The organism is Allobosea sp. 2KB_26 (assembly GCF_052115715.1).
Lineage (GTDB): Bacteria > Pseudomonadota > Alphaproteobacteria > Rhizobiales > Beijerinckiaceae > Allobosea.
In genome coordinates this window covers 238060-250708 of record NZ_JBFRHE010000008.1, presented here as the reverse complement: position 1 = coordinate 250708, position 12649 = coordinate 238060, and the positions used below count along the sequence as shown (strand labels likewise).

Here is a 12649-nt window from a genome sequence, read left to right as displayed (position 1 = left end):
CCGGCCCTTTTGATGTCCGCCCGGCTGTCATGGCCAGCAATCGACGATGCGGCGGCTACCGGAGAGGCTGAAGGTGAAACATTTCGGCATCGGCTTCGCACTTGCAGGTTTCGCTCTCTTGGCCGTGCTGTTGCCGGCGACCGGCGGGTCGTCGCAGGACAAGCCGGCAAAGAGCGAACAGGACGGAAAATGGATGCTGGCGGACGGGACGCCGACTTACAACATCACGCCTGGCGGCAAGGTCGACTGGTATACCTATTCCGGCTTCCGGCGTTACCATTCGGAATGTCATGTCTGTCATGGGCCGGAAGGCGAAGGATCGAGCTATGCGCCGGCCTTGGTCGAGTCCCTGAAGACCCTGAAATATGCCGACTTCATGGAAGTGGTGGCTGGTGGGCGCACGATCACGCGTCCCGACAAGACGAGCGTCATGCCGGCGCTCGGCGATAACGCCAACGTCATGTGCTATCTCGACGACATCTACGTCTATCTCAAGGCGCGCGCCGATGGCGCGCTGCCGCGTGGTACGCGTCCGGAACGCGCCGTCGAAAAGCCGGAGACGGCGGTCCAAAATGAAAAGACCTGCATGGGCTCCTAGAGCAAGGCCCGGACAGCCGCGTGGAAGCTCCGTGTCCGGCCTTGCCACCACCCGACCACCGGTGCGGGCATGGCGACCCGCCGATGCCCTTCGCCGGCTGATCTGCTGCGCGATGCTGCTCTTCGCTGCGGGGGGCATCGGCGAGGCCGCCGAGACCGGCCGTGCCGATCTGGTCAATCACGAAGTCCTCCGCGTCTGCAGCGATCCGGCCAATCTGCCCTTCTCCGACGAAGCCGGGCAGGGCTTTGAGAACAAGATCGCCGAACTCGTCGCCGACGACTTGAAGCTTCCGCTCGAATATACTTGGTTTCCGCAGGCGACGGGGTTTGTGCGCCAGACGCTGTTCGCCAAGCGCTGCGACCTGATCATCGGTTATGCGCAGGGCGACGACCTCGTCCTCAACAGCAACCATTACTACCGCTCGAGCTATGTCCTGGTTCATCGGCCGGGCCAGGGGCTCGACGGCGTCGCTACGCTCGCCGATGAGCGCTTGAAGGACAAGCGCATCGGCATCGTCGCCGGCACGCCGCCGGGGAACATCATGGCAATGCTTGGGCTGATGCAGAGGGCAAGGCCCTATCCTCTGACGGTCGACCGGCGCTACGATTCTCCCGCGGAGCGGATGATCGCCGATATCCGTTCCGGGGAGATCGATGCCGGGATTCTGTGGGGGCCGATCGGCGGTTACTTCGCCAGTCGCGGCGGCGAAAAACTGACCGTGACGCCGCTTCTCGGGGAAACCATGGGACCGCGCATGGCCTATCGGATCACCTTCGGCGTGCGTCATCAGGAAGATGACTGGAAGCGCAAGTTAAACGAGATCATCGCCAGGAGGCAGGGCGATATCGATGCGATCCTGCTGGATTTCGGCGTGCCGCTGCTGGACGAGGACACGGTGCCGATTACAGCGCCGCGACGCTGACCATGTGGCGCGGCGCTGTCCTGTTGGCACTCTGGCTGGCGGCGGGGTCGGTAGTCGACGGCCTGGCGCGGGACATTCCGGACGAACCCGCGGGTTATCGCACCGAGAATTATCGCGCGCCGGTTCCCGCGACGCTGCAGGGCGCCCGCGTCATCGACACACGGGCCGCGGAGCTTCTCTGGCGCGCGAAATCGGCTGTTTTCATCGATGTCCTGCCCCGCCCCGTGAAACCCGACAACCTGCCGGCGAACATGGTCTGGCGCGAGGCCTCGCATCTCAGCATTCCGGGTGCGGTCTGGCTGGCCAATACCGGCTATGGCGTCATCCCCGAACCGTTGCTCCAGGCCTTCCAGGCGCAACTCGCGACGCTCAGCGGCGACGACAAGGCGAAAACGCTGGTCTTCTTCTGCCTGAAGGATTGCTGGATGTCCTGGAACGCAGCCAAACGCGCCGTCTCATGGGGCTATAGCAATGTCATTTGGTTTCCCGACGGCACCGATGGCTGGGGCGAGGCGCTGCTTCCGCTCGTCGAGATTGCGCCGGGGCTGTGAGATTCGCCTCGGAAGGACCGCGGCCGCGGCGTCAATCCTTCATTAGCGCCCGGATTTCGCGGGCGAGATCGAAGGCGCGCTGTTCGATCTGCACCGGGATCTCGCAGGCGAGGGGCAGAGAGTCCTGCCTCTCGGCGAAGAACCGCGTATCCCACTTGTACCTGTCCTCCGCCACTGTGAGCTCCGCCTTGGCCTTCTCGTCCAGGGCCGCCTTGGCGCGCAGCGCACCCAGCACCGCTCCCTGCTCCTGGATCCGCTCGGCGAGCTGCCTTTGCCGATGCTGAAATCGGCCGATTCCTGCGAGCACGACGGCGCGGTCGTCATTGATGGTCTTCAGCACGCCGGCAAACAGCATTTTCAGCTTCTCGTCCCGGCTTGAGTCCGGCTGGGCCTTGGCCCATTGCGCCAGGCTCTCGCTTGCTTGCTCCATCGGGTTGGCGCGGCTGACGAGTGCCTTGATCAGGCGGTCCATCTCCGCGTCGTCCTGCCAGCCGGTGAGCGCCTCGACATCGGGGCCATCCCACATCTGCGCCGCAGTGAGTGTCGCGACCCTGCGCTGCACGCAGGGCCATTCCGGTTCGTCCGCCCGCGCCGGCAAGCCTGCGAACAAGGCTGCGAGCATTCCTGCGAACAGGGCCACGCTGCAGGCGATTCCGAGCCTCGTGCGGATCAGGCGTCGGCTCCGGACAAGACCTCTCGGGAACGTCATGCCGTGCCTCCGGGAGCACCACGCCGACCCAGCAAACCTTTTGATGGATTATAGGCGTAAATGGCGGCCGCGAGAAAGACGGCGGTAAAACCCAGCACCGCCGCAAGCGAGGCAGGATCAATCTGCGCATACAGCGCGAAGCGGATCAGTTCGACCGCGTGGGTGAAGGGATTGAAGCGGCAGATCTCATAGAGCAGCGGGCTCGATTCCCGGATGCGCCACAGCGGATAGAGCGCGGATGAGGCAAAGAACATCGGGAAGATCACGAAGTTCATGACCCCGGCGAAGTTCTCCAGCTGCTTGATGATCGACGACATGAACAGGGCGAGCGCGCCGAGCATCAGGCTCGCCAGGAACAAGGCCGGCAGCACCGTGAGGTAGCCGAGCAAAGGCGGCTCGATCTCCCAGGCATAGGCGATCAGCAGAAAGACATAGACCTGCAACAGCGCCACCGCGCCGCCGCCGATCAGCTTCGATGTCAGCAGGAACCAGCGCGGAAACGGGCTGACGAGCAAGGTTCGCATCGTGCCGGTTTCGCGGTCATAGACCATCGAGAGCGAGGACTGCATGGCGTTGAAGAGCAGGATCATGCCGATCAGGCCCGGCGTCACGAAGACCTCGTAGAGCACATAGGTTTCATAGGGCGGGATGATCGAAACGCCGAGAACCTGGCGAAAGCCGGCGGCGAAGATGAAGAGCCAGACGAGCGGCCGCACCAGCGCGGAGAGGAAGCGTTCGCGCTGATGGATGAAGCGCAGCATCTCGCGCCAGACGATGCCGTTGAAGCAGGCGAGATAACCGGGGAAGCCCGCGCGTTGCGGGGCATCCGCCAGTGTCGGTGGAGCGCGATCCAGCGGAATGGTCTTCATGCCGCCACCGCGCCGGTGGACTGGGCATCGGCTGAGCCAGTCATCGTCGTGAATGCCTCGCGTATCGTTGCCGTGCCCGTCATGGCGAGCAGGGCGTCGTGATCACCGGTGAACAGAACCCGGCCCTTGTGCAGAATGACGATGCGGTCGCTCGGCGCGACCTCGTCGATCAGATGCGTCGCCCACAGGACACCGAGCCCCTGGCGTGCAACCAGCCCGCGCACCAGGGCGATGATGCCGTCGCGCGCGCCGATATCGAGGCCAACCGTGGCCTCGTCGAGCAGAAGGCAGCGCGGGTCGTGCAGCAGGGCGCGTGCGATCTCGACGCGGCGCGCCTGACCGCCCGACAGGGCGCGCACCTTGTCGCGTGCCTTGTCGGCGAGCCCGATGATCTCGAGCAGTTCCATGGCGCGTGCCCGCGCCGCTGCACGGCCGAACCCGTGCAGCGCCGCATGATAGGCGAGGTTCTGCAGCAGGCTCAGATCGGCGTCGAGCGTGCGGCTCTGGAACACCACGCCGATCTGCCGCAACGCCGCCGAGGGGGCGCGGCGCACGTCATTGCCGAAGACGCGGATCTCGCCGCTCACATTGTCATAGAGCCGGGTGATCAGCGCAAACAGCGTCGACTTGCCCGCTCCGTTGAGACCGAGCAGCACGGTGAACGAGCCGGCCGGAACCTCGAGCGACACATCGACGAGCGCGCGCCTGTCGCCGAAGGCATGGCTCACCCCGGCGACCGAGAGCGCCATGCCGATCCGCCGATCGTCGAATTCCGCGTTCATCTGACGATGAACCGCGCCGGGTTCGCCAGTGATGGAGCAACGATGCGGGCCCTCATGGCTCTCCTCCGGATGAAGCTGCTCGTCTTCTGCGTGCCGATACGCGAGGTGATCAGAATGGGGCGATGGCGACGCCCCAGGGATAGCGCCCGACCTTCACCGACTTGGTGACGCGCAGTTTCTCGACATCGATGATCGAGACATCGTTCGATGTGCCGTTCGTCGTGAAGAGCAGTTTCTCGTCGGGCGTGAAGGCGAGCTGCCAGACGCGCTGCCCAACCAGGAGATAGCGCTCCACCTTCAGGCTGGCGGTATCGACGACGGCGACGCGGTTGGCCGGCCCGAGCGCGACGAAGGCCGTCTTGCCATCCCTGGTGATCCGGATGCCGACGGGCTGAATGGCGTCGGCGTTGACGCCATTGATCTGGAACGACACCTTGCCGACGGGCTTGCGTGTCTTGACGTCGATGACGCTGACCGTGCCGCCGATCTCGGAACTGACCCAGACCTGCGATCCGTCCGGCGTGAACTGCGCATAGCGCGGGCGGGCGTCGACCAGCACATGATCGACCGTCTTGTTGCTCTGCGTGTCGATGAAATGCGCCATGTTCGTCGTTTCGGAGGTGTTGACGAGAATGCTCCCGTCGGGGCTGATGCCCATGCCCTCGGGCTCGACGCCGACAGGGATTTCCGACAGGACCGAGCCCTTCTCGATATCGACGACGGTGACGATATTGTCGTCCTCGTTGGCGATATAGAGCGGGTTGCCCTTCGGATGCAGGGTGAAGAGCTCCGGGTCGGGGCCCGAAGGCAGATTCTTGACGAATTCCAGGGTCCTGGTGTCGAAGACCTGCACGACATTGTCGTCGCTCGCGCAGATCAGCAGCCACTCGCCGTTCCGGGCGAGCACGATCCCGCGCGGACGTTGACCGACCTTGATGGTCTTGGTCACTTCCAGCGTCGTGCTGTCGATGACGCTGACGGTGTTGTCCTTTTCATTGGAGACGAACACCGTGTAGCCGTTGGCGGTGGATGCGAGCAGTAGAAGCGCACCCGCCGAAAGACATGATGTGAGCCGCATGGTGTTCCGTTTCCGATGATGATGTCGAAAAACCAGGACGCGATTGGCTTCAGGTTCTGACTTACGCTCCTATAATCGGCATTTCGTTTCCGGTCGGTCGAGCCCGAGCGTATCCAGCGTCGAGAACTGGTGCAAAAAGCCGGGCTGCGGCGAAACCGAGACCGGAAGCTTCGGCGTCGCAATCAGGATCGGCTGGCGAAGCTGGCCGTTCCAGTCCCTGAATGTCAGCTTCTGGCCCTTGAAGCCGGCCACGTCGAACTCGGCGGAGCGCAGATAGGCCGCGATCTCGGCGAAGGTCGTCGAGCGGCGGCGGGCCGCCGCCTCGCCGATGCCGCGGACCGCGAGCCAGACATCATAGTCGAGCGGACGCATCGTCCGGTTCGCGGAGCGCCTGAAACGGTTTTGGAATTGGGTCGCTCCCCATTGTTCGAGCGCGGGATGCCAGCTTGTCGCCGTCAGTCCCTGTGTCCCCACCACCGGTCGCGCCTCCCAGGTCCGAAACGGAAAGTACTCGCCGAACAGCCCGGCCTCGTCAGCCACGACCACGACGTCATGGGCCGCCGCATTCTGCGTGAAGACCGGGATCTGCAGCTGAATCTGCTCGTGACCGCCGTCAGCGCGCCGCGAGCCGCCTTCGTCGGAGAAAACCCGCTCCTCGACAATGCGGCCGCCGAAGCGCTTTGCCGCGCGCCGCACCGCCTCGGCGAAGGCCTGGTCTTCCGGCCGCGTTCCGAGAACCAGGAACCAGCGCCGCCACTGTTTCCAGACGAGATACTGCGCCAGCGCATCGGCGAGCATCGCGCGCGACGGGCTTGTATGCAGGACATTGGCGCGGCAATCCTCCTCGCGCAGGTTCTCGTCCGGCGCGCCAGCGTTGAACAGCAGCACATCCTTGCCCTTCAGAGCATCGGCGAGCCTGAGAACGGTCTGAGGTCGCACGTCGAGCACGAGAAAATGCTGCCCAGTGGCGACGCGGCTTTCGGCTTCGGCAAGCAGCTCATCGGGTTTGGCGCTCTCGATGACGTCGAGGCGGAACTCCTGGCCGAGAAAGCGCCCGGTATTGTTGTTGTCGGCGATGGCGAGCCGCGCGCCGGCGATGCCGTCGTCGGGGGGCGGGATGTCGAGCAGCGACAGCGGGAGAGGGCGGTCCTGGATCTCCCGGACGAGCAGGACGCCGATCATCCTGGCCTCCGTCGGCGGCGCTGCCGGTTGCGCAATCGCGCTGATCGGTGCGCCGGCAAGCAGCATCCCGCCGAAGACCAGAAGGACGGCCGCAAGGCGCAGCATCCCGGCCTTCAGGCGAAGGTCATGGCGATGGGCCTCGCAATCCTCCATGCGCGGCACTCCCCGATGAATGAGCGCCGGCTACGGCCGTGAGCGTCGCCCATCCCTTGTAAAGCTGCGCCCAGCCGCTAATCGCGTCAACTGGACGCGCTGCCGGCAAGCGGACGCCCGACAGTGCTGCAATGCGTGGATTGGTGACCTTTGCTTCCAAGGCCGCACTCTCAAACAGAGCCCTCACCAAAGGGCCCTCCTCAGAGTTGTCCAAGGGCGCCTGTCCGCGGCCTCCAGGATCTCCAGAAACAGATTGTCCCTGGGCCAGTGGTTCCGGAGATTCGAGCAGTGGCTACATTGGCGGCCATCCGGGTGGGCGAGCAGGCGAGCGATATCCAGAAGGCCTCTCTGGTCGGAGTGCGGGGCGATCTCGCAGCCGAGGAGCCGAGCCTGGAGCGCGCAGTCGATCTGGGCCGGCGCGAAACAGCGATTGGCGACACGAAACATCGGGAGATCGGCGTCCGAATCGCCAATTGCGATTGTTTCAGCATCAGGACTCAAGACCCAATCTCGCAGTGCCGTCAGGCCGACGCCCTTATCAGTCTCCTTCGCCACGATCGTGGTGTCGTTCATGGTCTTGTGGACCGAAAGCCGGTCCAGCCCCAGCTCGGTCATCAGCTGATCGATGGCGAGTGGGTGCAGGGGGGTGGGGGTGCCGGGCCCGATGCCGAACCCACGAAGCGCATTCACCAGGACGGAGAGCAATGCGCGCGGCATGGCCTGATAGGTGAAGGCCCGGATGGAGTACTGATGTCGGTCGTCGAGGAACACGCCAGGAATGTGGCGCAGGCGCGCGCGCAGTTCGGCCAATTGACGCCTGGCCTCCTCGCCTATGAGAACGTGCCCGCGCTGGGCCACCGCATCCCACATATAGCTGCCATACTCGGCCACACCTCCGGCGAAGCCGTAAGCCTGACAATAGGCCTTGACCTCTGCGACGGAGCGGGCCGTGTTCAGCGCCACGCAAAATCCGTGGGCACCCAATAGCGAGACGGCCTCGATCCCGTCAGCCGTCGTCGACGGGAACCCGAAACGGCGGTGATCCAGGACACCGTCGATATCCAGGGAGACAAGCGGCGAACGCCACTGCACATCCGGCGACGACCGACGAAGAGCGCCGCAGAAAAGCGCCGTCTGCTCCGTGAGAAAATTCCAGGCGCTCAGGAATTGCTGATGGAGTTGCTGCTGTCTGTCGGCGGGCTGAGACTTGCAGAAGAGATGTTCCTGGGCCGAGGACATTGTCCAGAGACCCGCGAGCAACTTGTTGATGAAGAGGCGCTGCTCCAGTGCTTTGTCTCCGGTCATCTCGACATAGCGCCGGATGAGCCTGTGCTCCTCCTCCGGCGAGAGCGCCAAGGTCAGGATCGTCTCCGCCAGATCATAAGCCGGGTCCGTCGTGTTCAACTCGGACTTGCCCATGCCGTGGTGTTCATAGTCAGTTTTGAGAGGCCCGTGCGGCCCCATGATCCACTCGGCACGTCCCATTTTCCCATCGATGAGCGTGGGCAGCGGGCTGCGCTGCCGGGAGAGTTGCCGCTCGAGGCGGCGGCGCATCAGCGTGTGTCCCAGGAACCACGGATAAGCCCTGCCGAGCGTCTTGCGCAGCAGCCGAAGGCCTTCTTCGTGCCGCTTGATGCTCTTGCCCGATCCCGGGGGGCGGCTCAGGGCAAGGCCGCGGGCTCTCGCGGCTACGTAGGAAGCCGATATGTCGATGAGTTCCTGCCGCGCGCCATCCCCCTGCTGGACGAGTGACGGCTGAGGATACCACTCCATGTAAACGATCCCATCGCGTAATCCGAGGATGGGCGGGACGAACCCGGAGAGCCGGTGGCCGGCGAGAAAGGCATGATAGCCGAGCCATCCCCAGCCGACGCTCTTGGCGAGGACGTACCGGGTTTCCTTTCCCCGTCGCCTCTCAAGGCGAACTTCGTAGACCCGCTTGAGCCGCGCGCCACGATCGCCTGACGATAGACTCTGCAAGTGTGCGTTGAAGTCATCGGCCGCCTTGCTGGCGACCAGGCGCACGCCGAGGATATCAGGGGCCTGGAAGTACTCAGCCAGCCGTTGTTCGACCAGCTTCGGCTCCAGCAGACGATACTTGTGCCATTGCTCGGGCTCGAGGGAGATGACCATTTGGTCGGACAGTACTTTCAGGCAGTCTCTTCTCGCCGGATGATACGGGACGAGAGCCTTCAGCTTGTCGAGGGAAAAGCCAGCCCGGCGAACGATATCAAGGGCCAGGACGATCGTGCCGGCGGTGTAGGGCGAGTCGTCCACGACCAGGGCCGTGAACCCGTGCCGGGCACAATGCTGCAGTTGTTGACGCTCCCAGCGACCGGGACCCTTGCCCGGGTGGATCGTCAGCGACACCACCACCCGGTAGCCTTCGGCCTTGAGACAGGCCTGCAGCAGAGGAGCGAAATAGGAACCCGAGGTGCGCAACCCCACGATGAGGATGGCTTGGGAACGATCCGGAAAGCGGTCGGCGAAGCGCTGCCCGAGTGCGATGATATCGTAATGCGTCGTATCGAGCCTTCGAAACAGGGTGGAGGCGCCAACGTGCTTGGCCTGCAGGTCGGACGGCAGCGGGGGCGATACCAGCAATTCGGTCAAGCGGGCAGCCGACTCGGCGAACGACGCAGGTGCCAATGGTTGCCCTTTGACGAGGATTGAGAGGAAATCGCCGAGGCCGGCCTGCCAGCGCTCCTGCCAACCGCGCAGGCTGGCCTGACTCCGGTTCAAGCGAATATTCGCCGCTCCTTCCACGACGCGCGTGGCGCCATCCATGGCCCACATGGCGCCACGCCCAAGCCGCGTCATCAGGCGTCCCGGTATCCTCACCGACGGTCCGCGCAAATACTCTTCGACGGCATGCAGCAGTCCGCAGGACAGGAGGAATATGTTGGTCGCGACTTCGTGGGTCTGCCAATCATTCAGATCGAGCCGGAGTTTCTCGATCTCGGATCCGAGATATTGAATTGCGTCTTTGACGTCGGGATAGGCGTTGAGACACCAGGTATAGGTGCCGTAGAAGTCTAACTCTGTCGCAACCGAATGTGTTTCTGTCGGTTGTTCCCGATAATCAGGTGTCGATCTTCTGACACGCACTGTGTTCATGTCGGCACCCATGTCGGTTGGCCGTGAAAAGGAGCGTCATGTGCGACGTTGCTTCTTTCACCTCCCAGCCCCAGTCCGGATATCTCCCCGCACGGCGTCTGCAATCCTGCCGTAGCCGCTGGCGAAGCGGCTCTTGTCCTGCGAGGGTGCGAAGCTTGATCAGAGGGGAGGCGGGCATGGAGGCTCGGCTCTGTTTTCTCGGGCCCGCGCTGATGGACCATTCGGGGGCGGTGGAGTTCCCATCGCGAGACACCTACGCTGAGACGGGTGATCCGCCCGTTTGGTCTTCAAAGCGCGCACCCGAGGGCACTACGCGAACACCATCACGCGGGGTGCACACCGCGACGCCTCCCTCTGCCCACACGCCGTGTAGAAAGCACGATAGGGGTGAAGGTAACCGTGCGTCATCACTCGTTCGAATGAATTCACCGGAATTCCTATGAGAGGATGTCGCTCCGATATTTATGGACGAGACGGCCGACATGGGTGATTGAGAGCTTTGTGTGGAAAGATATTTTCAGAGGAGTTGCCATATTTAATCGGTATCTGCAGAATTAAGACTGATTATACCGATTCTATTATATGGAAATACATACGATTGTTTGATGGTTGTAGGAGGGCGTCGCGAGAGAATCTCCAGTGTCGATTGCGCCGCGTGACGCCAAGGGGCTCGACACCAGCGCTTTCGCAACGTTTCTGCGAGGTCTTCTTTGATCAGCAATGCGCGCCCGCCGGCTTGAGCGCGCAAGCCTGAGTGCCGGGCGCTCCTCGCGCGCCAGCGGGGTGCCGACAAACCCTGCCGCTCAATCCTGTCGCGCATCGAGCGCGTCGCGAAGTCCATCTCCGATGAAGTTGAAGGATGTGACCGCAAGCGTGATCGCGGCGCCGGGGATGATCGCCAGCCAGGGCGCGCTGGTCAGGTAGCTCTGGGCGCTTTCGAGCATGTTGCCCCAGCTCGGCGTCGGCGGCTGGATGCCGAAGCCCAGGAACGAGATGTAGCTTTCCGCAAGGATCGCATGCGCGACGTTGAGCGTCGCGGCGACCACGATCGGCGCGACCGCATTGGGCAGCAGGACACGGAACATGGTGCGCTTGCTGCTGGCCCCGAAGGAGATCGAGGCCTGCACGAATTCCCTGGTCTTGAGCGAGCGGATCTGCGCCTCGACGACACGGGCGACCTCCATCCAGGAGGTCATCGCGATCAGCAGCACGATCGAGGGCACGGAGGGCTGGATCAGCGCCGAGATCGCCAGCAGCAGGAAGATCGAGGGGAAGCACAGCATCGCGTCGACGAGCCGCATCAGGGCAGCGCCCAGGGCCCCCTCGTAGAAGCCCGCGACCAAGCCGACCACGATGCCGATCGCCATCGCGATCGCCATAGCCGAGAAGCCGACGGCGAGCGAGATCCGCCCCGCCATCAGGAGCCGCGCGAGGATGTCGCGCCCGAGCGGATCGGTGCCGAGGATATGCGGGCCGGAGAAGGGCGGCGCGAAGCGCGAGCGGATGTCGATGAAGGTGTCGGTATAGGGCAGCAGCATTGGCCCGATGATGCAGGCCAGCGTGAGCAGGAGGATGGTCGCAGCCCCGAAGACCGCGAGCCTGTGGCGCCGGAAGCGCCGCATGCCCGGGCTGTTCCAGAAGCCGGGTGCGGGCGCAAGCATCGGTTCGGCCATGCTCATGAAGGGCGCCTCTCGCTCATCGGTGACATCTGGCTCATCAGTGGCTTCCGGCGATGCGCGGATCGGCGACGCCGTAGAGCAGGTCGGCGATCAGGCTGCCGAGCAGCACCAGGATGGCGGAGAACATCAGGATGCCCATCACCACGGGATAGTCGCGGTAGCTGATCGAATCGAGGAAGAGCCGGCCCATGCCGGGCCAGGTGAACACCGTCTCGGTGACGAGCGCGCCCGACAGCAGCGTCGGCACATGCAGGCCGGTGATCGTGATCATCGGGAGCAGCGCGTTGCGCAGCACGTGCCGCAGCAGGATGCTCCGTTCCGGCACGCCCTTGGCGCGGGCGGTGCGCACGAAATCCTGGTTGATCACGTCGAGCATCGAAGAGCGCATGTAGCGACTCCAGACCGCGGTCGAGACCAGCGCCAGCACGATGCAGGGTCCGATCAGGTGATGCAGCTGGTTCAGGAAGGAGCCGTCGCCGACCGTGTAGCGGTTGCCGGCGGGCAGCCAGCCGAGGCCGACCGAGAAGACATAGATGATGACGAGGCCGAACCAGAAGGTCGGGATCGAGAGCGCGATCATCGCGCCGATGGTCGCCAGCGAGTCGAAGATCGAATAGCGCTTGATCGCGCCGAGGATGCCGACCCAGGCGCCGAGCAGCATGGCGAGCAGCGTCGAGGTCAGCATCAGCTCCAGCGTCGCGCCGATATGTGAGCCGATGACGTGCAGCACCGGCTGCTGGTCGCGATAGGACCGGCCCCAGTCGCCGCTCAGCATGCGCCAGAGCCATTCCGCGTATTGCACGGGGAGTGGCCGGTTCAGGCCGAGCTGTTCCGCGATGCGGTCGAGATCGGCCTGGGTCATGTCACCGCCCGCGGCGAATTGCGAGAGCGGCCCGCCCGGCGCGAGATGCAGGATGGCGAAGCCGATCACCGAGACGATGAGCAGCAGCAAGAGCGCCTGGCCGAGGCGGCGCAGGAGGAATCCGATCATGGCGCCGTTCTCCCGGCC

The 12649-nt window shown here is 64.0% G+C and carries 11 protein-coding genes; 3 read left to right on the top strand and 8 right to left on the bottom strand.

The features are described 5' to 3' along the window. The first annotated feature begins 73 nt into the window (after positions 1-73). The 3 genes from AB4099_RS21875 to AB4099_RS21865 are packed head-to-tail and all read left to right on the top strand — an operon-like array spanning position 74 to position 2071. Entirely contained in the window at positions 74-598 is a 525-nt protein-coding gene (locus AB4099_RS21875; RefSeq protein WP_441479604.1) for a c-type cytochrome, methanol metabolism-related, read from the top strand. A 31-nt stretch (positions 599-629) separates the two neighbouring features. Next, positions 630-1520, top strand: coding sequence for a substrate-binding domain-containing protein (locus AB4099_RS21870; protein WP_441479603.1), 891 nt, complete (start codon positions 630-632; stop codon positions 1518-1520). A 2-nt stretch (positions 1521-1522) separates the two neighbouring features. After that, a complete protein-coding gene (locus AB4099_RS21865; RefSeq protein WP_441479602.1) occupies positions 1523-2071 on the top strand; it encodes a PQQ-dependent catabolism-associated CXXCW motif protein in 549 nt (182 codons plus the stop codon). Positions 2072-2102: 31 nt separating this feature from the next. Here AB4099_RS21865 and AB4099_RS21860 read toward each other — a convergent pair whose 3' ends face one another. From AB4099_RS21860 to AB4099_RS21825, 8 genes are all read right to left on the bottom strand, one after another. Beyond that, positions 2103-2780, bottom strand: a complete 678-nt coding sequence (locus AB4099_RS21860) for a hypothetical protein (RefSeq protein ID WP_113511200.1) — start codon at positions 2778-2780, stop codon at positions 2103-2105. Beyond that, on the bottom strand, positions 2777-3649 hold the full coding sequence (locus AB4099_RS21855) for an ABC transporter permease (RefSeq protein WP_113511201.1): 873 nt from the start codon (positions 3647-3649) through the stop codon (positions 2777-2779). Before AB4099_RS21855 ends, AB4099_RS21860 begins: the two co-directional genes overlap by 4 nt. Beyond that, complete coding sequence (locus AB4099_RS21850) at positions 3646-4431, bottom strand: ABC transporter ATP-binding protein (RefSeq protein ID WP_113511202.1); 786 nt, start codon at positions 4429-4431, stop codon at positions 3646-3648. The genes AB4099_RS21855 and AB4099_RS21850 overlap by 4 nt, the downstream gene beginning before the upstream one ends. A gap of 109 nt (positions 4432-4540) precedes the next feature. After that, a complete protein-coding gene (locus AB4099_RS21845; protein WP_441479601.1) occupies positions 4541-5509 on the bottom strand; it encodes a YVTN family beta-propeller repeat protein in 969 nt (322 codons plus the stop codon). Positions 5510-5578: 69 nt separating this feature from the next. After that, positions 5579-6796 carry an ABC transporter substrate-binding protein gene (locus AB4099_RS21840; protein WP_441479625.1) on the bottom strand — a complete coding sequence of 406 codons (1218 nt, stop codon included), beginning with the start codon at positions 6794-6796 and terminating at the stop codon, positions 5579-5581. 231 nt (positions 6797-7027) lie between these two features. Further along, positions 7028-9961: an HAD hydrolase family protein gene (locus AB4099_RS21835; protein WP_441479600.1), complete on the bottom strand. Its 2934-nt coding sequence runs from the start codon at positions 9959-9961 to the stop codon at positions 7028-7030. Positions 9962-10764: 803 nt separating this feature from the next. Further along, positions 10765-11640, bottom strand: a complete 876-nt coding sequence (locus AB4099_RS21830; protein ID WP_441479599.1) for an ABC transporter permease — start codon at positions 11638-11640, stop codon at positions 10765-10767. 37 nt (positions 11641-11677) lie between these two features. Continuing rightward, complete coding sequence (locus AB4099_RS21825) at positions 11678-12631, bottom strand: ABC transporter permease (RefSeq protein WP_113511205.1); 954 nt, start codon at positions 12629-12631, stop codon at positions 11678-11680. Positions 12632-12649 lie beyond the last annotated feature (18 nt).